Here is a 22,115-nt window from a genome sequence, read left to right on the forward strand (position 1 = left end):
ATGAAGTGGAGTGAGCTGAAATCCCCTCAACAGGTAGATCAAATCCTGGAGGAATCCAAAGAAAAGGCCGTGCTGATCTTTAAACACAGCACCCGTTGTTCCGTGAGCCGCATGGCCCTGGATCGCCTGGAGCGCAACTGGAACGAATCGGAGATGGGTCATCTCAAACCCTATTTCCTGGACCTGATCAACAACCGCGATATTTCCAACCGCATTGCCGACCAATTTGAGGTGGAGCATGAATCGCCCCAGGTGCTGATCATCGAAAAAGGCGCGGCCGTCTATGACGAGTCGCACATGGGCATCGACTACCGCGCCATCCGCGACGTGCTTAAAAGTTAAATGTTACCGTTTGCTTTATGTTTTCCGAAAGGCTCAGTGCCACGGGGCAGGTGAGCGCGGCGCGTCGCAGCTTTTCTTTTTGAACATCGGTGGCCACGAGGTTGTCGTGGGTGAAGGTGATCTGGACCTCCAGAATTCTGCGGGGAGAGGGGTGCATGATCTTGACGATCTCAGAACGCAGGCCGGCCAGGTCGATATTCTCGCGTTGGGCCAAAATCCCCATTAGGGTCATCATACAGCTATTCAGGGAGGCGCAGGTGAGGTCGGTAGGGCTAAAAGCCTCTCCTTTGCCGTTGTTATCGGGGGGCGCGTCCGTTATCACCACATTGCCCGACTTAAGATGGGTGACTTCTGTTCTTAAATCGCCCTTGTAATACCCGGTCATGGAAACCATAAAGAATAACTTAGAGTTTAGTGTTTGCGTTAGGTAATTTTAACCCTAAATTTATCGTAAAGATTTCAGACAGATGCGGCGGCGCGAAAAGTTTTCTCTCCTTACCTTTTTCCTGGTGTTGATCGTTGCGGGGACCTACGGCCAAACACAAGACAGCTATGAATACGGTTCGGAATTTACGTGGGGTATAAACAAAAATACTTCCGGAGGATTGATCGGTGGTCTCGTGTTCAAAAAAGCCCGCAAGCTCAATGACCGCGTTCTGGAGACGTTTGGCCTGGAATTGATGAACGTGAAACATCCCCAGGAAAGAAGAACCAACTCCATCCAAACCGGCAATCTTTTCATCTACGGCAAATCGAATTATCTCTATGCCATCCGCCTGCAATATGGCCGCGATATCATCCTGTTTAAAAAAGCTCCTCACCAGGGCGTTGAAATAAAAGGCGTGTTTGCCATTGGTCCCACCATTGGCGTAGTAGCACCTTATTACGTTGAATATTTTCCGGAAGGTGGAGGCAGCTACACCGTGCGCGCCCCGTATAACCCGAACATCAACATCGACTACATCGCCGGCACAGGAAGACTTTTCGAAGGCTTGTCGGAATCCAAGATCAAGCCCGGGCTGAACTTCAAAGCGGCCATGAACTTTGAGTTGGGAACGATCAAAAGCCAGGTGACGGGTTTTGAAGCGGGCTTTTTAATCGATGCGTATTCCAGCACCATCGAAATGATGCCTTCCACAAAGAACTATGCCGTGTATCCCACGCTGTTCCTCACCCTCTTCTACGGCAGTAGAAAATAATCTCTGTTTATTTTTTTGAGAAGCTAGTTTAGGATGGTCGTTGAGCCGTTCGGCAAAATTCCTTTTAGAATCCCCTCAGCAGAAAGCCCAAGATCAACCCGCCAAGAATGATCAGCGGGGAAGGAATGCGCGTAAAGGCCAGTAGCAGGAACGTTATGATGGTCGTGGAGAAATTCAATAGCGTATTCTCCAGCGGCTGAAACATGATGATTGCCGACGTCGCTACTAATCCAGCGCTAGCCGCCGTAATGCCTTCCAACGATGCGCGCACGGCCCTGTATTTTTTTAAGCTCTCCCAAAACCGGATCGTGAAAAAGATCAGAAACGTACCCGGCAAAAAGATGCCCCCCGCCGAAGCTAGCGCCCCTAATAATTTTCCCAGCGTGCCCTGGTCGCGCATGGAAAGCGTGCCGATGTAAGCACTGAAAGAAAACACCGGCCCGGGTAAGGATTGTGCGATGGCGTATCCCGAAAGAAATTCTTCGTGCGAAGTGGGGTGGTAGGGCTTTGGTGCATACTGAACGAACTCGGTGTAGAGCAAAGGTGCCAGCACCTGTCCTCCCCCAAACACCAGGCTCCCGTTGCGATAAAAATTTTCAAACAATCGGACCGGCAATGCCTTCGTGATCGCGCCCAACACGGCGGCAAAAATGAGCACGCCTGCCCAGAGCAGAAAGTTATTCCAAGGCACAATTACTTTTTTTCGATCCAATTCCTTGGGCTGTGCTTTATATTTTAAGGCGGTGATCAATCCGGAGACCACGAGGATGATCGGAAATACGTATGGGGTTTGTAAAAAATACGAAGCCACCGCGGCCATGACCATGAGGGCAATGCCCGTTTTGGTGGTCACCGTCTTCTGACTGATCATGTAGGCACCATAGCTCACAAACCCTACGGCTATGGGCTGGATGAACCGCGTGAACTCCAGCGACCAGTTCTTGGCCTCGATGCTCGACATGATCATGGCGGCTGCCGTCATCAGCGAAACGGCGGGCAAGATCCACACCAGCAACGTGAGGTAGGCCAGGTTGGGTCCGCCGATCTTGAAACCGATGGCGGTCAGCGTTTGGGTGGACGTTGGACCGGGCAGGATCTGGCAGAGGGAGTTGATCTCCATCAGTTCCTCTTCCGTGAGGTAATGACGTTTGTCGATGAGCACCTTGTGAAAATGCGCAAGGTGCGCCTGCGGCCCTCCGAATGTGGTGAGGGCCAGGCTGAGCACATCGCGCAGAAAAAGGTAATATCGGACGCGTTGGACCACCAGGTTAGGGCTTTGTGGTGGTCGTCATTTCTTCAAGCCAATTTCACGAAGGCGTTGATCCAGAAATTCGCCGGCCGTGATGTCGGGCCAGGCTTTCGGTTGTGCTGCGCTTACGCAGTGGGGTAACGCCGCCAGGCTCATCTCCGACCGGGGGTGCATAAAGAACGGGATGGAGTAGCGTGGGGTGTTCATGAGTTGCCGGGGTGGGTTCACCACGCGGTGGATGGTGGACTTCAGGGTTTTGTTGGTGAGACGTTCCAGCATGTCGCCTACGTTTACCACCAATTGGTCGGGCAAGGCTGTGATGGGAATCCATTTGCCATCGCGACGCAACACCTGGAGGCCGTCGGCGCTGGCGCCCATGAGCAGCGTGATGAGGTTGATGTCGCCGTGTTCGGCGGCGCGTACGGCGTCGGCAGGAACGGCATCGGGATTTTCGATCGGGAAGTAGTGAATGGGGCGAAGGATGCTGTTGCCGTGTTTGATCTTGTCATCGAAATAATGCTCGGGCAAGTTCAGGTAGAGCGCGATGGCGCGCAGCATATAGGTGCCGGTTTTTTCCAGTGCGCGGAACACATCAGTAGACACTGCTTCAAACTCGGGCACCTCGGCAGGCCAGATGTTTTCGGGATAGCCTTCCTTGGCCAGCTCCGCCGGGGGCAACTCCTGGCCCACGTGATAGAATTCTTTCAAGTCGCCGGTGTTTCTTCCCTTTGCGTGTTCTTTGCCTTTACCGGTATAGCCGCGTTGTCCGGCCAGGCCGGTGAGCTCGTGTCTTTTCTTCACCTCATCGGGCAGGGCAAAATATTTTTTGATCGCTGCATATAACTTATCCTGCATCTCGGTTGTTAGGAAATGATGTCGAATGGCGGCGAAGCCAATGCTGTGGTAAGCGGCACCAAGATCGGCGACAAATTTTTTCTTCTTCGCGGGATCATCACCATAAAAATCGGCGAGATCGAGCGATGGAATTTCGTCATATAATATTTCTTCCATAGGTAATGAGCGATGTTAATTGGTTCAGCAAGCTAAAGATTTTTAAGTAAATTTACTTCAGACAAAACGCACCACAATTTATGAACACCTCACGCAGAAAGTTTATTCAGAATTCACTGAAGGCAACGGTAGTGGCCACAGTGAGTTCACCGGTCATTGCCAAGGCCACAGCCGCCTTTTCTACCAAACCTTCAGATACGAACGTTGAAACAAAAACTTTAACTGCCCTGCAATTTTCGCAGGTGGCGTTGCCCTATGCCTACAATGCGCTCGAGCCCAGCATCGACGCCACCACCATGGACATTCATTACAACAAGCATCATACCGCCTACATCAAGAACGTGAATGATGCCATTGCTGCCGATAAGATCACCTTTGCAACGGAGAAGGAATTCTTCGCCAACGCCTCCAAACTGTCGCCCAAAGCTAAGAACAACGGCGGTGGTGCCTGGAATCACAACTTCTTCTGGCAAGTGATGGGCCCTCCCGGTGGTGCCGGACCCACCGGAAAGATCGGCGATGCCATCAACGGCGCGTTCGGTTCGTTCGATAAATTCAAAGAACAATTCACCCAGGCCGCCATGGGCCGCTTTGGCTCCGGATGGGCCTGGCTGGTCAGCGATGGCGGCAAACTCAAGATCGGCTCCAGCCCAAACCAGGATAATCCCCTGATGGACAGCAGCGAATTGAAAGGCACGCCGATCCTGGGACTCGACGTGTGGGAACATGCCTACTATCTCAAATACCAAAACAAACGCAATGACTACGTGGCTGCCTGGTATAACGTAATAAACTGGGACGAAGTGGCCAAACGGTTAGGATAGACCGGTTAGATTCAATCTATAAAAAAAGAAGGTGGCGTGTTCCACCTTCTTTTTTTTGAAAATGCCCCACCGTTTTTTGAATTAGCCCATCACATCGCGCAATACTTGTACCGACCGCATCTCCCCAAAGGTGTCAATATGATCGGCATAAAATTTTAGCAACAGTTCAAGGATCGCCCGCCGCTGTGTATTGGTCAGGGGGATAAAGGTGTTGTAGTCGGCATGAATAAGTTGGTCCAATAGCCGTTCCGTTTCTTCGTCGGATGCTCGTGGGCCCAAAACTTCAATCAGGTTATACGCGCCAAATCCGAGAAGCCGGCTCAGCTTGAGGAGGAACATGAGGTGAAAATTCTCTGCTTTTTCCGTCATCCGGTCCAGAGCCTGCAAGGATTCCATGAGGAAGGCACACAAATCTTGCGCGTGACTCTCGTCCTTCACGGTCTTATTCAAAACTTCGTTTATAAAAATGGCCAGGGCCGATTTCTTGATGTCTACCGGGATGGTTTGATAGGGATAGAAGCACTTCACCTCTTTGATCCGGTTGATGTTGGCATTCTCCCGATGGTAGACCACCATGTCCAGCAACGTGAGCGGTTGATACAACGCGATCTTATTCTTTGAAGATTTACTCCGCACACCGTTCACGATGTAGCTCTGCAAACCGAAAAGTTCCGTGAAGATGTTGACAATGATGGACGTCTCGCCATACTTCGTAAACCTGAAAACGATGCCCCTGGTCTTATGCAGCATGCCGGAAAGTTACGCGATAACCGAACGGACCGCTTCACTACGCCATGATTTTTATTGCGTAGATCTCTTTTTACACTTAATCAACAAAGGCAATCTTGCCCACAACACTTTCCGCTCCGTCGGGTGTTGCACTGAACACGAGATAGATCCCCGTCGACGGACGTTTCCCGGTATAGTCAAGGGCATTCCATGAGGCCGTGCCGCCGTTGGCCTGGGTTTGCCAGATCAATTTGCCGGTGATGTCGGTGATCTTCACGATCGCGTCCGTCGCCAGCCCCGTGATGCCCACCGTGCCGGCGAACTCGGCGGAGACGGGATTGGGAAAGATCTTCACGGTTTGAAAGGTCGATGTGCTTTCCGTGGCATCGGCGCGAAAAGACACTATGCCTTCGTCGGTAGCAAAGAAAACTTCCCCACTTTTTCCATCGATCGCGATATCACGGATCACGTTGGAGAGCAGGGGACTGTTTGCCGTGGTGAAATTATAGACTTGACTTTGTCCATCCGGGCCGAACAACCAGACCCCGCGTTCGGTGCCCATCCATTTCCGGTTGCCTCCGTCTACGGCGATCGCCGTTACTTTATCGTCCTTCAGCAGAAAGCGGTCATCGAAAATCGGCTTGATGGCATCCACCGCTCCGTCATAGACGCCATAAGGATCGATGAAGTACGCCACGCCCTGGTCAGTTCCAACCCAAACCAGCCCGTCGCGGTCGATGGCGATGGAGCGCACGGCCTTGCTGGGTAACCCGCCCGCGCTCGCAATGTTGGTGAGGTAGACCGACTTGGTTTTGTTGAACGCCACCAGGCCACCACCGGAATCGGGGTTGGGCACGACCCAGACATTGCCATAAAGATCCGTGGCCAACTTTGTTGGAAAGCGCGCCGCCGAATACGTAAAGGAAAAAGATTGCCAGGTGTTGTCGCTCTTCAACAAATGCAACGGCTTTGCGGCGCCATAGTTGGCAACCCACAACCCGTCTTCGGAAACGGCCAGGCTGGTGATGTTCACATGACGATCCGGTGGCGTCGAATTAACGAGCGGACTATTGGTCTCGTCGTAAAGCGTTACTGTGCCTTGTTCATCGCGTTGTTGCACACCCCATCCAAAAGATGATACGTATTGCCTCGTCGCGGAGTAAGCAACATCGGTGAGATCCTGCAACGCCGTGGTCTCCAGCGACCAGGACCCTTGTTGAAACATATCGAGTATGCCCGGGTTGCCTTGTCCTTTGAAATCAGCGGTGTGTCCGCCGGCTGCGGCATACAACACTTGATTTTGAGACGTCAGGCGGACCGCTGTGGCATTGGCGGGACTGTTGGGTACATAGCGGGTGAAAGGGCCATTTGCGTTCGTGACCAGGCCGTTGAGGGCGTCGCCGATCCACAATTTGCCGGCGTCCAGCAAGGCCATAGCGGGATGCGTGATGAGCTTGTCGGCCACCAGCGACAATGCATTGGAGGCGGAAAGCGTCCAGACCTTATCATCTTGCGCAATGATGAGCGTCGATTCGGCCGCGTTGAGGGATTGGAATGTGGCGCCTTGCAAAAATGTTTCTTTGGTCCAGCTTCCACTGCCGTATTCAAAAATGCCCGAAGCGTTGATGGCGGCGTAAACTTTTTCGTTTACCGACGCAACGGATTGGATAGACGCATTGAATTCGCCGGTGTCAAATCTTTTCCAGTTGTTAAAATCCAGCAAGTTGTCGTCGAGGTTGCCGGCGATCACGCCCTTTTCGGTGGCCAGGAAAACGCTGTCGGTTGTGAAGGCGCTTTGCAGGATCTTCAGTGTTTCGCCAGTGGCACCCAAGTCGCGCCAGGTTTCTTTTACCTGTTTGTTCCGGACATCGAAGAGCACCACACCATAGTCTGCGGCGAGATAGGCGACGTTGTTGCGAAGGGTGATGTTGTTAATTTTCTTTGAACCGGCAAGAGAGGAATTTTTTGTGGGGTCGAGACTGGTGATCACCAGTTGGTTATCGACAATATCCAGGATGCCATTCTCGTAGGCGATGAGCAGTGTCTGTGAAGTGGCGTCGTAGGCAATGGAAGTGATGGCTTGCCCTTTCAGACCATCGAGTTTTGAATAGGTCGTGATGCTGTTGTCGGCCCGGTCAAATACCATCACACCGTTGCGTGCTGCCGCGTACACTTTTTGATTGCCTAGCGCGATGCTGTTGATCTGGTTATAGGAGATGTGCATCCGCCAGTTGCCCAACGGGATGTCGCCTTGGGCAGCACCCGGGTGAGGGAGTAAAGTGAAGCTTAAAAATAAAGCTGTAACGATCCGGCAAAGAAGACGGGGCATTTTCATTTCTTTCTTTCTTTCATGCCTTGCAGGAAGGCGGTCCGGCTGCGCGCCTCATATTCTCCTTTTTCGCCCAGCATCACCTGCGCATCGTTGTCGCTCAACCGGAAAGAGAACGACGCCAGTTCGCCGGTTTGTGCACAGATGGCGTGAACTTTTGTGACAAACTCGGCCACGGCCAGCAATTGCGGCATCGAGCCAAAAGGTTTTCCTTCATAATCCATGTCCAGTCCCGCCACGATCACGCGCTTGCCCTGGTTGGCCAGCGTATTGCATACGTCTACGATAGCATCGTCAAAGAACTGGGCCTCGTCAATGCCCACCACATCGCAGGTGCCGGCCAGCAGCAAAATGTCGTTGGCGAAATTGACGGGTGTGCAGCGAATGGCGGTTTCGTTGTGCGACACCACCTGCTCCTGGTGATAGCGCCGGTCGATCACGGGCTTGAAGATCTCCACATATTGTTTGGCAATGATGGCCCGGTTGAGCCGGCGGATCAGCTCCTCGGTCTTACCGGAAAACATACAGCCGGCGATCACTTCGATCCAGCCCGCCTGTTCGCGCCTGGATTTTCCGCCAAGATGGGGTTCGATAAACATGGGCTTAAAGATAGAGGTTGTCGCCGGATGTGGGGTGGAAGGCAAGGGCAAAGTTTCTGCGGTTGACCGGAAACGTGGGCGAACTTAGGGTGAGTACTGAACGTGGGGCAGCTTGCCCGATTCCGGCACCCGGATGCAAACATCATCCTGTAGCGTGGCCTGGCACGCCAGCCGTTCATTTTCCCGCAACAGGCCCTCCTGGCGATATCGCAATTCCGGGGCCGTGGGCGCGTTAAGATGCTGCAGACCGCTCACGACAATGGCTTTGCAGGTGGTGCAGCGGCCTTTGGCACCGCAGGAGTGCATCCAGTCAACCCCGTGGCTGTGCAGGTGGTGCAACAGGCTTTTGGAGAGATCGTGGACCTCCAATTCGCGGTGAAAAAGATTTTCGATCGTGAGCTTGGTCATGGCGTTTTCGGTAGATTGAAATAGGGAAAATTCAACGGCAAAAACCAGGGTTGATCCGGAGGGTCCGAACGTGCACATTGCTGAATTATCCATTAACTTTATAGCCAAAGTATTAATCTGACTATTACCGCATGGACGAAAAGATTAGTCTGGAAGCCATCGCCCTCTATGGCGATGCCTACGCCGACAAAGTGCTGAAGGGATTCTTTGCCTCGAAGGAAAAAATCACGGGACAGGAAATTCTGTCGCTGTGCAACGTACAGCAGGTAAATCTTTTTATCGTGCGCGAGCTGTTCAAGGCGTGGCGGGAGGAGACCAAGAAGCTGAAAAGCGCCTACTTCGACTATGAGAACGAAGAAGTGAAGGATTCGCTTGAGAATTTAATGCGGGTGTTGTCGCAAAACATTTCCATCGGCCAGGCCCACTTTGCGCCCTTGTTGAAAAAGGCCGTGAGCCAGGCCCTGCTGGCCGTGTTCGATCCCTACGATTTCTTTGCCATGGTCTTGGCCGGAAAAAACAATAAACTGGAAGTGGCGCCCTTTCGTGAAGAGATCAAGTACCTGAAAATAAATAAGGCGCCGCTGGAGCGCATGTTGCAAAAACTGGAAGAAAGGGATGTGAAGGAAATCTCCGGAAACGAAGCCTTTGCCATCCTGGACCAGATCCTGGAAGAAGTGAACTTCAACCCGGAAGATGTGGAGGAATACCTGGAAAAATTCTCTGCTGTGGTGCCCCTGGACGCAAACAAATTTTATGTGTCCAAAATGCAGGCTCCCGAATTCACGGCGCCGCCCACGACTCCCAGACCCACACCTCCGGCCAGCCCGCAACCAGGCCAGCCGTTGATCACGCCGCTGGTAAAAGAAACACCTGCACCCGAGCCTCCTAAACCCGCGCCGCAGCCTCCCAAGCCAGCGCCCGAGCCAAAGCCCCCGGTGCCCCAGCCCTCGCTGAACGAATCCATCAAGCAACAGCCCCGCGCGGCGGTGATCGACAATTTTCAAAAGATCGGGAAGATCAAAGACAGCCTCACCATCAACCAAAAATTCATGTTCACCAAGGTGCTCTTTCACGGTGACTTCGAATTGTTCAGCCGCGCCATCGACCAACTCGATCGGTACGACAACATCAAAGGGGCTATGCGCTACATCGAAGAAGAACACGCCGCCGGTTGGGACCACGACAGCGAAGAGTTTCATGAATTTATGGAGCTGGTGGAAAGACGATTCCTGTAAACACCACCCGCAAAGTCCTTTCCCGGCATCTTTCATTTTATCACCTAACCTAAACCGATGGAAAAACTCTTCAAGATTGTTCTGTTCCTTCATATTTCCGGAGGCGCCATCGGATTGATCGCCGGCACCATCAACATCATCAAAAGCAAGGGCGACAGGCTTCATCGCAGGGTGGGCAAGGCCTTTCTTTTTGCCATGATCACGGCGGGAGCATCTTCTCTGTTGTTATCGGCGCTGCATCCCAATTATTTCCTATTCATGGTGGGCGTGTTCACATTGTACCTGGTCGGCACGGGTGAGCGTTACCTGTATCTGAAAAAGCTTGGCGAAGGCCAACAGCCGGCGGTGATCGACTGGATCCTTACCCTGAGCATGATTGTCTTCGGTTTCGGATTTATGGGATTGGGTGCGTATCAGTTATGGAAGGGAGAACAGTTTGGCGTAGTCTTCCTCGTTTTTGGATTTTTTGGTCTGAGGCTCGCACAAAAAGATGTGCGCTATTATCGGCATACCATAGACAGCAAAAGATTCTGGCTCGTTGCGCATTTGCAACGAATGATCGGCTGCTACATCGCGGCACTCACAGCATTTCTTGTGGTGAACAACAACACGTTCGCACCGCCCCTCGTCGCCTGGCTTTCCCCTACAGTAATTTTGGTACCACTCATCGTGCGCTGGTCGCGACACCATCGCGGTGAAATGATCCCGGTACCTGCGGCCGCCGAAAGCGAAACAAAGAAATAGATAGAGGAAACGTTAGATCCGCTGCAATACTTGCATCCGGTGAATGTCCAGCTTGAGCAGGATAAACAACAGGATCGTAAAGCCCCACAACGAAGATCCGCCATAGCTAAAGAACGGCAATGGAATCCCGATCACAGGGAACAACCCGATGGTCATCCCGATGTTGACGGCGAAGTGGAAAAAGAAAATGCACGCCACCGAATAGCCATACACCCGCGCAAAGCGATTTTTCTGTCGCTCCGCCAAAAACACAATCCTCAGCAGCAACCCTACGAAGAGGGCCATGATGAAGAGGCTTCCCAGCCAGCCGTGCTCCTCGCCGATCGTGCAGAAAATAAAGTCGGTGCTCTGCTCGGGCACGAAGTCGAACTTGGTTTGTGTGCCTTTCAAAAATCCTTTCCCCAGGAATCCGCCGCTGCCGATGGCGATCTTTGACTGGGTCACGTTCCATCCAAATCCAAGCGGGTCGGCATCGGGATTGATGAGTGCCTTGATCCGGTTTTGTTGGTGGGGGCGCAACACGTTCGTCACCACGTAATCCACGCTCTTGATCACCCCGCACAAAGCGAAAGCTATGATCGTGAGTGTGGCAATACGCTTTGGCTTTTTCTTGCCCATGATAATGGCTACGAGCAGTGCAATAACGATCGCGCCGAACAGGTAGTATGACTTGACCAGCAGCGTGAGGATAAAGATCGCTGCTGCAGCCACGCCACAAATGATTAGCATCGGCGACATGCCTTCGCGGAAAAAGACTAACGTGAAAACGGTGAACACCAGTGCGGTACCCGTATCCTTTTGCAACAGGATGAGCAACATCGATGCCCCGATCATGGCAAAGAGAATGATCTGGTTGCGCAATTGGTCCATCCTAAACCCAACGGAACCGATATACTTGGCCACGGCCAGCGCCGTGGCGAATTTGGCGAACTCCGAAGGTTGAACACCAAACGATCCAATGCCCAACCAAGCCTTGTTACCACCCACTTCTTTTCCGATGATCGGCACCAGCAACAACAGGAAGAGGATCGCCCCATAGATGACATACGCGAAGGTTTCGTAAAACCGCATGTCGATGATGAGAATGGCCAGGATAATAAAAATAGAACCAACAATGAAAATAAGTTGCCGCCCCGAGTTGATATCGACATTGAAGATCGAAATGCTCTTGGCCTGGTCGTAGGTAACCGCGTAGATGTTGATCCATCCCAGGAAGACAATGGCGAAATAGAGCGCCACGGTCACCCAATCCATCTTGTCGGATATGATGTCGTTGTTGTTTCTCATCAGTTCAGGAATTTTCCTTTCAACACATATTCCTCGATTTGCGGACGCTGCGTGGCGCCGTACAAGTATTTCTCAATCATCAAACTGGCGATAGAGGCCGCGGAACGTCCACCCTGACCGGCGGATTCAACATACACAGAAACGGCGATCCGCGGATTTTCTTTCGGAGCGAAGGCAATGAACACGGCGTGCGCAGGCTTCGGATCGTTCTGAACGGTTCCGGTCTTGCCACACACAATAACATCTTTCAGTTTGGCCCGGTACTGGCCCGTTCCCTCTTCCACCACGCGCTGCATCGCGTCGGCCGCTACCCTGAAGTACATCGAATCGATGGTAGTGTAGTGCTTTTCTATATACGCAGGCAAGGGTTTGCCGGAATTGCCAATGGACTTCACGAGATGTGGCGTGATGTAATATCCTTTGTTGGCCACTGTGGCCGCAAAGTTGGCCATCTGTAGCGGCACCACGAGGTTTTCGCCCTCACCGATCGCGATGGAGTAAATGTTTGAAAATTTCCAGGGCCGCCCACCATAGGCACGGTCGTAGAAGGCCGGGCTGGGTACCAATCCGTTTTTCTCGTTTGGCAAATCAATGCCAAGGCGCTTTCCAAAACCGAAACTGCCGATGTGCTTGTCCCATTCGGCCAGACCGATGCGCGTGTCGTCGAACGGATTGTTGGACTTGCCCTTGTTCAGCATGCGGCGGAGCACGTCGCGGAAATAGGGGTTACAAGAGTTGGTGATGGCCCCGCGCAGGTCCTCATTGGTATGTGGGCCGTGGCAGTCGATGATGGAACGGTCGCAGCGGATGCGCGTCTCCGGTGTGATCACCCCTTCCTGCAAGGCCACCATGGCCTGCGCAATTTTGAAGATGGATCCGGGACGGTACTGGGCCATGAGGGGCCGGTTGAACAGCGGCTTCATGGTATCATTGCTGATGAGCACGAAGTTGGAGCTGTAGTTCTTTCCCGTCAACAGCGTGGGATCATAGGATGGACCGGAGACCATGGACAAAATCTCGCCCGTGCTCGGTTCGATGGCGATAATACTTCCGGATTTCCCCTTCATGAGGTATTCGCCGTATTTCTGAAGCTCCAGGTCGAGGGTCGTAGTTAAGTCCTGGCCTGGGGTGGACAAGGTGTCCATTTCGCCGTCGCGGAAAGATCCTTTTTCGATGCCATCAACGTTCCGGAGTTTGAAACGCACGCCGCGGGTGCCGCGGAGGTATTGCTCGTAATAGGCCTCGATGCCGCTTTGGCCGATGTAGTCACCTTGTTTATAGATGCCGGTTTTATCTTTTTCCAGTTTTGTTTTCGAGATCTCGCTCACATACCCAATGGCATTGGCCGCCGCCTGGGCGTTATAGGCGCGCGTGGTACGGGCCTGGATGTAGAAGCCGGGAAACTCGTCGATGTTGTCTTCGATCTTGGCAAAGTCGCGTGCGGAAAGTTTCGTCAGGAAGATGGTGGGTTTTACCGGGGAATATTCCTTTTTCAGCTTCAATTCTTTGAAGGTTTGAAGCAGCTCTGCACGGGTGAGCGAAAAGACATCGAGGAAACGGGCGGTGTCCAGGTTCTTCACTTCGCGGTGGATGATCTGGAGATCGAATTCGGGTGTGTTATATACAATGAGCTTGCCGTGGCGGTCGCGGATCAGGCCGCGCACGGGATAGTCGATCTGGCGTAAGATGGCGTTGCTGTTAGCCAACTGGGCATAGCGGTCGTCCAGCACCTGGATAAAGAAAAGTTTCACCAGGAAGATGAGGGCCACCAGCACAAAGACGATCTGAATTATTTCTTTCCTGCCTTCATTCATTTTTCGACAAAATTTTAAATCCTTCTACCGGGCGTAAAAAAAATACAAAGGACACATGTCGCGCGCAAAGCTTAGCGACCTCTTCCGCTGGGGAACAAGAACTGCGCAATTAAAATTACAAACAAAGTAAAAAAAGTGCTGGTAATTGCTTTCCACAGCGTGAACCAAAACATACCGAAGCCACCGGCCTCTATATAGAACAGCACCACGTGGTGCAGGAACAGCATGGGTGTGATGTAGACCACGAACCATTGCGCGCCATACGACAGCGAAGGTACGGCACCGCTGTCGTAACCGCCTTGCGGTGTAAGATTATTGAGCCAATAGTTGCGCACGTACATAATGAGCACGCAGGCGAATGCGTGCTGCCCGATGCTCTCGTAAAAGAGGTCTACCGTGAAGCCCATCATAAACCCGATGCCCATCAGGATGAGCGGGTTGGTTTCCACGGGGAGCACCAGCAGATAGGCCACATACAAAAAACAAAAGGCGGTGTGCCACAGCACCACGTTTTGCAGGATCAATACCTGGTAGAACAGGTAAATGAAAAAGGATATGATGCTTAAGATGCTGAACCTGCTCATCGTTCCAGTTTAAGAATAACCTGTTCCACCGAATCCTGCTCTTGCTGCAGATTGTTTTTGACCAGGGTCACGAAAGACAGCTTCCGGAAGTCCTGGCTCAGTTTCACCTGCAGGTCATAGAAAAGCGCTCCATTGCGAAGCTTCACATCGTCCACCACACCGATCATGACGCCTTCGGGGAAGATGGCATTGAAGCCGGAGGTGACCACCGAATCGCCCACGATGGGCTTGACGTGGGGTGGAATGTATTTTAGGATGATATGATCCGGATCGCTGCCTTGCCATTGCACGGTGCCGAAATCGCCGGTGCGCTTCAGCAGCGCCGACACCATCCAGTCGATGTGCAAAATGGAGGTGACCACGCTGTAGTGGCTGGACACGGTTTTTACTTTGCCCACCACGCCCAAAGGACTGATCACGCCCATGCCCGCTTCCAGGCCGGCGTCTCTCCCCTTGTCGATGGTGATGTAGTTTTTAAAGAAGTCAACATGGTTGTTGACCACCTTGGCGCTGATGAAATCGTATTGTTTCACCATCACCGAGTCGCGGATGGTCAGTGAATCCAGGGGATAGACCAGGGGATGCCCGGGACGGCCCAGCTGCTTTTTAAGGGCGGCGTTTTCTTCGGCCAGCATCCGGTTCACTTCGCTAAGCTGGAAATAGTCGCGCACCCCTTGCGAGAAGTTGTTCATGGTGGCGACGAGCCCATTGGAGGAATTAAAGAACTTGGTGCCCTGGTACTGATTGTTCTGCACGATCAGCCAGGCGCAAAAAATCTCTAATGCTAGAAAGGAAAAAAAGGCGCGGTTTTGATAAACAAACAGAAGGAGCCGCTCCATGTCTTACGTCATCAATACTGCACGATATTGTTGAATATTTTTCAAGGTCTGGCCGGTGCCGCGAACCACGGCACGCAGCGGATCGTCTGCCACGTGAATGGGCAACTTGGTCTTTAAGGCCAGGCGCTTGTCGAGCCCGCGCAACAAAGCTCCTCCACCCGTCAGGTAGATGCCACGTTCGTAGATGTCGGCCGACAATTCCGGGGGTGAGGTCTCCAACGCTTTCAATACGGCTTCCTCCAGTTTGGAAACGGATTTGTCGAGTGCGAAAGCAATTTCAGAATAGCTGATCTTGATGGTCTTGGGGATACCGGTCATGAGATCGCGACCGCGGATCTCGTAGTCCGGGGGGCCGTCATCGAGTTCCGTCAAGGCCGAACCTACTTCGATCTTCACTTTCTCGGCAGAGCGCTCGCCGATCAGCAGGTTGTGCTGGCGGCGCATATAGTCCAGGATGTCGCGGTTGAAGGTGTCGCCGGCGACGCGGATTGACTGGTCGCATACGATCCCCGAAAGGGCGATCACCGCGATGTCGGTAGTTCCTCCACCGATGTCGACGATCATATTGCCGATGGGTTGCTCGATATCGATGCCCGTGCCGATGGCGGCAGCAATGGGTTCATAGATCATATATACTTCCTTGGCGCCGGCATGTTCGGCCGAGTCGCGCACGGCGCGCTTCTCCACTTCGGTGATGCCCGAGGGAATACAGATCACCATGCGGTATGACGGTGGGAACAGGCGTTTGCCCGTGTCGATCATTTTGATGAGACCGCGGATCATCATCTCGGCTGCCTGGAAGTCGGCAATCACGCCTTCTTTCAAGGGGCGGATGGTCTTGATGTGATCGTGGGTCTTTTCATGCATTTGCATAGCCTCCCGGCCGATGGCCAGAACTTTCGTATTCACTTTGTCGAGCGCGATGATGGAGGGCTCATCGACTACGATCTTATCTTTGTAGATAATCAGGGTGTTTGCAGTGCCCAGGTCTATCGCAATATCGCTGGTGAAGAAGTCAAAAAATGCCATGTATGTCTTTTGCCTATTGTTAAAAGTAGTGAACGCCTGATATACTGGAGGGTAAAACGCAAAATTGCATTTAATTTACCAAATTAAAGATTTACGCTTCAAAAATGTAAGTTTTTTAGCGCCAGTAAAAATAATTTATCGCTCGGAACTTACACTCGAAGAAGTAATCAACAACTACAACATTATTAGTGTTTGAAGTGTCGGATGCCGGTGAAGACCATGGCCATTTCGTGTTGGTCACAAAAGGCAATAGAATCCTGATCCTTCACCGAACCCCCGGGTTGAATGACCGCCCTGATCCCATGTTGTTGAGCAATTTCCACACAATCCGGGAAAGGGAAGAAAGCATCCGAAGCCATCACCGCACCGTTGAGCGCGAAGCCAAACGCGGCCGCCTTCTCGATCGCTTGCTTCAAAGCGTCCACGCGCGAGGTCTGCCCCACGCCACTGGCGACAAGTTGTCCGTCAACTGCCAGGATGATCGTGTTGGACTTGGTGTGTTTGCAGATCTTGCTGGCAAACAACAGGGCGTCTACCTCCTGGGCGCTCGGTACACGCTTCGTCACAACCTTCAGATCTTCCTTGGCGTCGGTCTTTAGGTCGAGGTCTTGCTCGATCACGCCGTTGAGGATGCTCTTATATTGAATGGTTTCCTTCAGCGACTGTTTTTGCAGCAGGAGCATCCGGTTCTTTTTCGATTTCAACAAGGCCAAGGCGTCCTCGTCGTATGCCGGGGCGATGAGGATCTCGAAGAAAAGTTTGTTGATCTCCTCGGCGGAGGCCAGGTCGATCTTCTTGTTCGTGGCCAGCACACCACCAAAAGCAGAAAGGGTGTCGGCCTGGAAGGCTTTCAGATAGGCTTCCTTTACCGTGGGGGCTACCGCCACACCACAAGCATTGGTGTGTTTGATGATGACAAACGCGGTCTCGCCATCGAATTCCTTCACCAGGTTCACGGCGGCGTCTACGTCGACAAGATTGTTATAGGAGAGCTCTTTGCCATTCAATTGCTCGAACAAACCGTCGAGATCACCATAGAAGGTCCCCCGCTGGTGGGGGTTCTCGCCGTAGCGGAGGGTGCGCCCGTCGGGGATGCTCTTCTTGAAACCGGGGAATTGGAATTCCTGGTTGAAGTAGTTGAAGATGGCCGTGTCATAGTGCGATGTGACGTCGAAGGCCATGGCGGCAAACTTTTTCCGCTCCGCCAGCGAGGTCGTGCCGTTGCCTGACTGCAGCAGATTCAGCAAGGCGCCGTAGTGCTTGCGCGACGAGACGATGAGCACATCCTGGAAATTTTTGGCCGCGCCGCGGATCAGCGAAATGCCGCCGATATCGATCTTCTCAATAATATCTTCTTCACTACCCCCTTTGGCCACCGTTTCTTCAAAGGGATATAAGTCCACGATGACAAGGTCCAAGGGCGCAATGTTGAATTCCTGGGCCTGTTTCAGATCACCCGAATCTTCACGCCGGTAAAGGATTCCTCCAAAAACGGCGGGGTGTAGGGTCTTCACGCGACCCCCAAAAATGGAGGGATAGCCCGTGAGTTTCTCCACCGGCACCACCGGGTAGCCGAGCTTCTCAATAAATTCCTGCGTGCCCCCGGTCGACACAAACTCCACGCCTTGCTTGGCCAGCGTGTGAACGATGGGTTCCAGATTGTCTTTATAGAAAACAGAAATGAGGGCGCGGGTGATCTTGCGGCTGGACATGGAAGTTTATGAGATTAAAGCGTTTACAAATCGAGGTGCAAAAGTAGGCGTTGCGCAACGAAATAGAAAACAGCCCCGAGAAATTTCCGGTCCTTCCCCTCAAGCCCGCGGGAGATTATCCGGGGAGATAATCCGACTCTTCGTATTCCTCAAACTCGATCGTGAAATCATCGGCGTCCATGAACGCCGGGAAGCGGTCGCGGAACGCCTGGAGTGCGTTGGCGCTGAGTTCGGTTGTGCGGATGGCTTCCATGCCTTCGTTGGTATAGATCGTGTCGCCTTTGGGACCGATCACCGACGAGTGGCCGTTATATTCAATGCCCTGGCCGTCCTGGCCGATGCGGTTCACGCCCACGATGTAGCTTAGGTTTTCAATGGCGCGGGCTTTTAAGAGCGTATCCCAAGCATCGATGCGGGTAATGGGCCAGTTGGCCACGTAGATGGCCGCATCATAGGAAAGCCTTTTCGAAGTGAGGTCCCACTTGTTGCGGCTCCACACCGGGAAGCGCAGGTCGTAGCAAACCAGGGGGCAGATCCTCCAACCGCGCCAGGTGCCGATGAGGAGGCTCTCGCCGGGCGCATAGGTTTTATGTTCGTTGGCCATCCGGAAAAGGTGGCGCTTGTCGTAAGTCTTAAAATTTCCGCCCGGCTCCATCCACAGCAAACGGTTGTAATAGCGGTCGTGGACCGTCACAATATAGCTGCCCAGGATGAGCGCGCCGGTTTGATCGGCCATCTGCTTCATCCATTTGAAGGTGCGCATGTTCATGTGTTCGGCATATTTCTGTGCCGACATCGTGAATCCGGTCGTGAACATTTCCGGGAGCACGATCACGTCCGTCGAGCCACTGATCTGCCAGATCTTCTCCTCGAACGACGACAAATTGGCGTCGACGTCTTCCCAGTGAATATCCGACTGAATTAAGGTGATTTTTAAGTCGTGCATGGCAGGTGTAAAATTATCCGGACCGCAAAGAAAACAAATGCCGCGGGAAATGCGAAGCGCTTTTTGGCCGTCGCATAGAAAGCGTTTAAAATCGGCGGACAGCCACGTTTTCGGGCCTTTTTATTTTTTTATGCTCCGAGCTGTTGGAAGATCGGTTCCGTTTCCGGGACGGCCTAAAGTTTCCGGAGAATTTCGCAGGCCTTAGCCAGCGTCTCTTCCTTTTTAGCAAAACAAAAACGCAGCAGCCGGTTGTCGGTCTTATCCTGGTAGAAAACGGAGACCGGGATGGCCGCCACCTTAAATTTCTGCGTCAGCTCCTCGGCCATGGCCACGTCGGGCTGTGAGGAGATGCCGCGGTAGGAGACCAATTGAAAATATGATCCTTTGCAGGGTCGCGGCTCAAAGGACGAACCCTTGATTTGTTCCAGGAAGAAATCGCGCTTTTGCTGATAGAAGTCACCCAGTCGTTCGTAGTGATCCGGTGTTTGCAGGTACTCCGCCAACGCCAGTTGCACCGGGGTGTTCACCGAAAAGGCAATAAACTGATGAGCCTTGCGCACCTCCTTCATGAGCGCCGCCGGTCCCACTGCATAGCCCACTTTCCAGCCGGTAGCGTGGAAGGTCTTGCCAAACGAAAACACGGCGAGACTTTGTGCGGCCAGCCCGGGATAGCGCAACACACTTTGGTGTGGCGTGCCGTCATAGATGAGTCGTTCATAAACCTCATCGCTCAACACGAGCAGATGGTGTTGCAAGGCGATGCGCTCCAGCTCGCGCAGGTCGGCCTCGGACAACACCGCGCCGGTGGGATTGTGCGGTGTGTTGATCATGATCATGCGGGTGCGCGACGTGATCTTTTGCCGTACCTCGGCCCAATCGATGGAGAAGTCGGGCTGGCGCATGTGGAGGTGCACCGGGATGCCTCCGTTCAAGCGGACGGCCGGGTTGTAGGAATCATACGACGGATCGAACAACAAAACTTCGTCGCCCGTGGTGATGAAAGCGGCAATGATGGAGAAGATGGCTTCCGTGGCGCCGGGCGTAACGGTGATCTCGGTTTCGGGATCAACGGTACGTCCATACGTGCGGCCGATCACCCCGGCAATGGCGTTGCGCAACGCCACGGCCCCGGGCATGGGGGCATATTGATTGTGGTCTTCCACCATGTAGCGATGCACCAGCTCGATGATCGTGCGGTCGATGCTGAAATCGGGGAAGCCTTGCGACAGGTTGATGGCACCGTAGTCCAGCGCCATCTTCGACATGACAGTGAAGATGGAGGTGCCAACGTCGGGTAAGCGCGAGGGAATATTCATGGGCAGCGGAGAGGTTGCCACGGCATTATTTTTTCAAGGGCGCGGCGATCCGGTACTCTGTGTCCACTTTGCCTTTGGAGATATCGGCCAGCTTTCCCTTCAGCAGTCGCTTCTTTAATGGTGTCAGGTAATCGACGAACATTTTTCCTTCGATGTGGTCGTATTCGTGCTGGATGATGCGGGCCTTCATGCCGTCGTAGTGCTCTTCATGGAGCACCCAGTCGGCGTCGTAGTATTTGATGATGAGGTTTTCCTTGCGGGATACTTTTTCGCGGATGTTTGGAATGCTGAGACAGCCTTCTTCATATTCCCACGGTTCGCCGGCTTCTTCCACCATCACCGGGTTGATGAAAACCTTTTTGAAGTCGGCCATGGCCGGCTCGTCGTCTATGATGGTGCCATCGACCACAAACAGCCGGATACTTTTTCCGATCTGTGGCGCGGCCAGCCCGATGCCACTGGCATTGTGCATGGTTTCAAACATGTCTTCAATCAACTGGTGCACGTCCGTGCCGTGTTCCAGGTTGCTCGCCCGCTGACGCAGCACTGGATCGCCGTACATGATAATAGGATAGATCATGGCGCAAAGGTAATAACACACAATTAATTCTTTCTCGCCCACGAAGATACTTTTGGAGCAAAATCTTTTCCGGGACCGGGCCTGAAACGGAGGAGGAGACTAGCGTTTTGCTTCCAGGAAGGATTGCAGGATGATGGTGGCACTGATCTTGTCGACGTTGCCCTTTTGCTGGCGGTCCTTTTTCTTCATCCCCCCGTCGATCATGGCGCGCATGGCCATGCTGCTTGTAAAACGCTCGTCGGCCAGGTGGACGGCCTTGTCGGGGAAAGTTTTTTTCAACGTCTCCACAAATTTCCGTACCAGCGGCGCAATGGCCGAGTCTTCGTTCAAAAGGGTCTTGGGCATGCCGACGACAAACTCGTCGACGGTTTCTTTTTTTGCGTAGTCAACTAAAAAAGTCAACAGGCCTGCCGATGCAACGGTCTCCAGCGGCGTGGCAATAATGCGCAAGGGATCCGTCACAGCAATGCCGGTGCGCTTAGTGCCATAGTCGATTGCGAGAACCCTGCCCATTGAGAAGTGTGTTGAGGTGGCAAGCTACAACAAAACTTGTGAAGTGCTTCTGGCCGATCAGCAAAAGCACGTCGTTCCGCAGGCACGCCCCTCCTCTGGCTTCGCACGATTTCAAGGAACCCCGTGGACAGCACAATTGGATCAGGCAGCATTTGATGGGACCAGCGGCCTATCGGTGTTTGCCAGGTCTTGTTCTACATGAAGCCGCACTCGAAACTCTGGATGTCTTGAATCTAAGCGTAGTTCTTTAAAAAAAATCGTGCCCGCGACATGAGAGTCACTTCTTATAATACAGCTGCACCAGCCCCGAAGGATATGTAATACTATCCATCAACTTAAAAGCCTTCCGCTCATTTAACTTCCGGAACAAAGGCAACCCATCGCCTAACAGCACCGGGTGCACCGACAGCATCAGTTCGTCCACCAAATCATTCTCCAGCAAAGGATGGATGATTTCCGCGCCACCAAACAACCAAATGCTCTTCCCTTCTTTTTCTTTCAGTGCTTCAACAAACTCAGCAATGTCGTCACGGGTGAACACCACGTTTGCATACGGTGTTGATTTTTCGGTGCGTGTGAAAACGTAGTTCGTATATTCCGGATAGGGTGCGCCATACTGCAGAAGAAGCCGGTACGATTTGCCGCCCATGACCACGGCGTCGATGCTGTTGAGGAAGTTGGTCATGCCGTAGTCGGCGTCGGCAAAGCACCAGTCGTATTCGCCGTTGGGGCCGGCAATAAAGCCGTCGAGGCTGACGGCCAGGTTCAGAATGATCTTTCGCATAGTAGGTTAAGGAACGGAACTACAACGTTGGAGATGCGTGCG

The 22,115-nt window shown here is 52.8% G+C and carries 23 protein-coding genes; 5 read left to right on the top strand and 18 right to left on the bottom strand.

Annotated features, from left to right (window positions below):
• Positions 1-342 (top strand): bacillithiol system redox-active protein YtxJ, encoded by a 342-nt coding sequence (gene ytxJ, locus D4L85_RS09755; RefSeq protein ID WP_119754140.1) that lies wholly within the window; start codon positions 1-3, stop codon positions 340-342.
• Here ytxJ and D4L85_RS09760 read toward each other — a convergent pair.
• Complete coding sequence (locus D4L85_RS09760) at positions 332-736, bottom strand: OsmC family protein (RefSeq protein ID WP_119754141.1); 405 nt, start codon at positions 734-736, stop codon at positions 332-334. The genes ytxJ and D4L85_RS09760 overlap by 11 nt on opposite strands.
• Before the next feature lie 73 nt (positions 737-809).
• On the opposite strand from D4L85_RS09760, the gene D4L85_RS09765 reads away from it, so the two are divergent.
• Positions 810-1,541 (top strand): hypothetical protein, encoded by a 732-nt coding sequence (locus tag D4L85_RS09765; protein WP_119754142.1) that lies wholly within the window; start codon positions 810-812, stop codon positions 1,539-1,541.
• 64 nt (positions 1,542-1,605) lie between these two features.
• Here D4L85_RS09765 and chrA read toward each other — a convergent pair whose 3' ends face one another.
• Both chrA and D4L85_RS09775 read right to left on the bottom strand, forming a co-directional pair.
• A complete protein-coding gene (gene chrA / locus D4L85_RS09770) occupies positions 1,606-2,805 on the bottom strand; it encodes a chromate efflux transporter (protein ID WP_119754143.1) in 1,200 nt (399 codons plus the stop codon).
• Between the two features lie 24 nt (positions 2,806-2,829).
• The gene (locus D4L85_RS09775; RefSeq protein WP_119754144.1) at positions 2,830-3,801 is read right to left on the bottom strand and encodes an isopenicillin N synthase family dioxygenase; all 972 of its coding nucleotides are present in this window, start codon (positions 3,799-3,801) and stop codon (positions 2,830-2,832) included.
• A gap of 80 nt (positions 3,802-3,881) precedes the next feature.
• Here D4L85_RS09775 and D4L85_RS09780 point away from each other — a divergent pair, with 80 nt between their 5' ends.
• Complete coding sequence (locus tag D4L85_RS09780; RefSeq protein WP_119754145.1) at positions 3,882-4,625, top strand: superoxide dismutase; 744 nt, start codon at positions 3,882-3,884, stop codon at positions 4,623-4,625.
• Between the two features lie 81 nt (positions 4,626-4,706).
• Here D4L85_RS09780 and recO read toward each other — a convergent pair whose 3' ends face one another.
• The 4 genes from recO to D4L85_RS09800 all read right to left on the bottom strand — a co-directional run bounded on the left by recO (position 4,707) and on the right by D4L85_RS09800 (position 8,783).
• Positions 4,707-5,375 (bottom strand): DNA repair protein RecO, encoded by a 669-nt coding sequence (recO, locus tag D4L85_RS09785; protein WP_119754146.1) that lies wholly within the window; start codon positions 5,373-5,375, stop codon positions 4,707-4,709.
• Positions 5,376-5,451: 76 nt separating this feature from the next.
• A complete protein-coding gene (porZ, locus tag D4L85_RS09790; protein WP_160143637.1) occupies positions 5,452-7,683 on the bottom strand; it encodes a type IX secretion system anionic LPS delivery protein PorZ in 2,232 nt (743 codons plus the stop codon).
• A 2-nt stretch (positions 7,684-7,685) separates the two neighbouring features.
• Positions 7,686-8,282 carry a thymidine kinase gene (locus D4L85_RS09795; RefSeq protein ID WP_119754148.1) on the bottom strand — a complete coding sequence of 199 codons (597 nt, stop codon included), beginning with the start codon at positions 8,280-8,282 and terminating at the stop codon, positions 7,686-7,688.
• 84 nt (positions 8,283-8,366) lie between these two features.
• Positions 8,367-8,783, bottom strand: coding sequence for a 2Fe-2S iron-sulfur cluster-binding protein (locus D4L85_RS09800; RefSeq protein WP_228450838.1), 417 nt, complete (start codon positions 8,781-8,783; stop codon positions 8,367-8,369).
• A 38-nt stretch (positions 8,784-8,821) separates the two neighbouring features.
• Between D4L85_RS09800 and D4L85_RS09805 the strand changes: the two genes are divergently transcribed.
• Positions 8,822-9,925, top strand: a complete 1,104-nt coding sequence (locus D4L85_RS09805) for a hypothetical protein (protein ID WP_119754149.1) — start codon at positions 8,822-8,824, stop codon at positions 9,923-9,925.
• A gap of 57 nt (positions 9,926-9,982) precedes the next feature.
• The gene (locus D4L85_RS09810) at positions 9,983-10,669 is read left to right on the top strand and encodes a DUF2306 domain-containing protein (RefSeq protein ID WP_119754150.1); all 687 of its coding nucleotides are present in this window, start codon (positions 9,983-9,985) and stop codon (positions 10,667-10,669) included.
• A gap of 12 nt (positions 10,670-10,681) precedes the next feature.
• On the opposite strand, the gene rodA is transcribed toward D4L85_RS09810, so the two are convergent.
• The 11 genes from rodA to D4L85_RS09865 form a co-directional block, all read right to left on the bottom strand.
• Positions 10,682-11,956: a rod shape-determining protein RodA gene (gene rodA, locus D4L85_RS09815; protein WP_119754151.1), complete on the bottom strand. Its 1,275-nt coding sequence runs from the start codon at positions 11,954-11,956 to the stop codon at positions 10,682-10,684.
• Positions 11,956-13,770, bottom strand: coding sequence for a penicillin-binding transpeptidase domain-containing protein (locus tag D4L85_RS09820; RefSeq protein ID WP_119754152.1), 1,815 nt, complete (start codon positions 13,768-13,770; stop codon positions 11,956-11,958). Before D4L85_RS09820 ends, rodA begins: the two co-directional genes overlap by 1 nt.
• A gap of 71 nt (positions 13,771-13,841) precedes the next feature.
• The gene (locus D4L85_RS09825; protein WP_174236150.1) at positions 13,842-14,354 is read right to left on the bottom strand and encodes a Rod shape-determining protein MreD; all 513 of its coding nucleotides are present in this window, start codon (positions 14,352-14,354) and stop codon (positions 13,842-13,844) included.
• Positions 14,351-15,193, bottom strand: coding sequence for a rod shape-determining protein MreC (gene mreC, locus D4L85_RS09830; RefSeq protein WP_119754153.1), 843 nt, complete (start codon positions 15,191-15,193; stop codon positions 14,351-14,353). The genes D4L85_RS09825 and mreC overlap by 4 nt, the downstream gene beginning before the upstream one ends.
• Positions 15,194-15,196: 3 nt before the next feature.
• The gene (locus D4L85_RS09835; RefSeq protein ID WP_073134508.1) at positions 15,197-16,222 is read right to left on the bottom strand and encodes a rod shape-determining protein; all 1,026 of its coding nucleotides are present in this window, start codon (positions 16,220-16,222) and stop codon (positions 15,197-15,199) included.
• Positions 16,223-16,407: 185 nt separating this feature from the next.
• Positions 16,408-17,934: a bifunctional phosphoribosylaminoimidazolecarboxamide formyltransferase/IMP cyclohydrolase gene (gene purH, locus D4L85_RS09840; RefSeq protein WP_119754154.1), complete on the bottom strand. Its 1,527-nt coding sequence runs from the start codon at positions 17,932-17,934 to the stop codon at positions 16,408-16,410.
• Between the two features lie 115 nt (positions 17,935-18,049).
• Positions 18,050-18,880, bottom strand: a complete 831-nt coding sequence (locus tag D4L85_RS09845) for an amidohydrolase (protein ID WP_119754155.1) — start codon at positions 18,878-18,880, stop codon at positions 18,050-18,052.
• Positions 18,881-19,053: 173 nt separating this feature from the next.
• Positions 19,054-20,217: a methionine aminotransferase gene (locus D4L85_RS09850; RefSeq protein WP_174236151.1), complete on the bottom strand. Its 1,164-nt coding sequence runs from the start codon at positions 20,215-20,217 to the stop codon at positions 19,054-19,056.
• A 4-nt stretch (positions 20,218-20,221) separates the two neighbouring features.
• A complete protein-coding gene (def, locus tag D4L85_RS09855) occupies positions 20,222-20,776 on the bottom strand; it encodes a peptide deformylase (RefSeq protein WP_119754157.1) in 555 nt (184 codons plus the stop codon).
• 99 nt (positions 20,777-20,875) lie between these two features.
• The gene (ruvX, locus tag D4L85_RS09860; RefSeq protein WP_119754158.1) at positions 20,876-21,289 is read right to left on the bottom strand and encodes a Holliday junction resolvase RuvX; all 414 of its coding nucleotides are present in this window, start codon (positions 21,287-21,289) and stop codon (positions 20,876-20,878) included.
• A gap of 277 nt (positions 21,290-21,566) precedes the next feature.
• Positions 21,567-22,073, bottom strand: a complete 507-nt coding sequence (locus D4L85_RS09865) for a dihydrofolate reductase family protein (RefSeq protein WP_119754159.1) — start codon at positions 22,071-22,073, stop codon at positions 21,567-21,569.
• Between the last annotated feature and the right edge of the window lie 42 nt (positions 22,074-22,115).

It is taken from the genome of Chryseolinea soli, from assembly GCF_003589925.1.
Lineage (GTDB): Bacteria > Bacteroidota > Bacteroidia > Cytophagales > Cyclobacteriaceae > Chryseolinea > Chryseolinea soli.

Excerpts from the sequence above, each read along its gene's own strand:
- ytxJ (WP_119754140.1), top strand. The coding sequence starts at position 1 with ATGAAGTGGAGTGAGCTGAAATCCCCTCAACAGGTAGATCAAATCCTG.
- D4L85_RS09760 (WP_119754141.1), bottom strand. The coding sequence starts at position 736 with ATGGTTTCCATGACCGGGTATTACAAGGGCGATTTAAGAACAGAAGTC.
- D4L85_RS09765 (WP_119754142.1), top strand. The coding sequence starts at position 810 with ATGCGGCGGCGCGAAAAGTTTTCTCTCCTTACCTTTTTCCTGGTGTTG.
- D4L85_RS09775 (WP_119754144.1), bottom strand. The coding sequence starts at position 3,801 with ATGGAAGAAATATTATATGACGAAATTCCATCGCTCGATCTCGCCGAT.
- D4L85_RS09780 (WP_119754145.1), top strand. The coding sequence starts at position 3,882 with ATGAACACCTCACGCAGAAAGTTTATTCAGAATTCACTGAAGGCAACG.
- recO (WP_119754146.1), bottom strand. The coding sequence starts at position 5,375 with ATGCTGCATAAGACCAGGGGCATCGTTTTCAGGTTTACGAAGTATGGC.
- porZ (WP_160143637.1), bottom strand. The coding sequence starts at position 7,683 with ATGCCCCGTCTTCTTTGCCGGATCGTTACAGCTTTATTTTTAAGCTTC.
- D4L85_RS09795 (WP_119754148.1), bottom strand. The coding sequence starts at position 8,282 with ATGTTTATCGAACCCCATCTTGGCGGAAAATCCAGGCGCGAACAGGCG.
- D4L85_RS09800 (WP_228450838.1), bottom strand. The coding sequence starts at position 8,783 with ATGGATAATTCAGCAATGTGCACGTTCGGACCCTCCGGATCAACCCTG.
- D4L85_RS09805 (WP_119754149.1), top strand. The coding sequence starts at position 8,822 with ATGGACGAAAAGATTAGTCTGGAAGCCATCGCCCTCTATGGCGATGCC.
- D4L85_RS09810 (WP_119754150.1), top strand. The coding sequence starts at position 9,983 with ATGGAAAAACTCTTCAAGATTGTTCTGTTCCTTCATATTTCCGGAGGC.
- rodA (WP_119754151.1), bottom strand. The coding sequence starts at position 11,956 with ATGAGAAACAACAACGACATCATATCCGACAAGATGGATTGGGTGACC.
- D4L85_RS09820 (WP_119754152.1), bottom strand. The coding sequence starts at position 13,770 with ATGAATGAAGGCAGGAAAGAAATAATTCAGATCGTCTTTGTGCTGGTG.
- D4L85_RS09825 (WP_174236150.1), bottom strand. The coding sequence starts at position 14,354 with ATGAGCAGGTTCAGCATCTTAAGCATCATATCCTTTTTCATTTACCTG.
- mreC (WP_119754153.1), bottom strand. The coding sequence starts at position 15,193 with ATGGAGCGGCTCCTTCTGTTTGTTTATCAAAACCGCGCCTTTTTTTCC.
- D4L85_RS09835 (WP_073134508.1), bottom strand. The coding sequence starts at position 16,222 with ATGGCATTTTTTGACTTCTTCACCAGCGATATTGCGATAGACCTGGGC.
- purH (WP_119754154.1), bottom strand. The coding sequence starts at position 17,934 with ATGTCCAGCCGCAAGATCACCCGCGCCCTCATTTCTGTTTTCTATAAA.
- D4L85_RS09845 (WP_119754155.1), bottom strand. The coding sequence starts at position 18,880 with ATGCACGACTTAAAAATCACCTTAATTCAGTCGGATATTCACTGGGAA.
- def (WP_119754157.1), bottom strand. The coding sequence starts at position 20,776 with ATGATCTATCCTATTATCATGTACGGCGATCCAGTGCTGCGTCAGCGG.
- ruvX (WP_119754158.1), bottom strand. The coding sequence starts at position 21,289 with ATGGGCAGGGTTCTCGCAATCGACTATGGCACTAAGCGCACCGGCATT.
- D4L85_RS09865 (WP_119754159.1), bottom strand. The coding sequence starts at position 22,073 with ATGCGAAAGATCATTCTGAACCTGGCCGTCAGCCTCGACGGCTTTATT.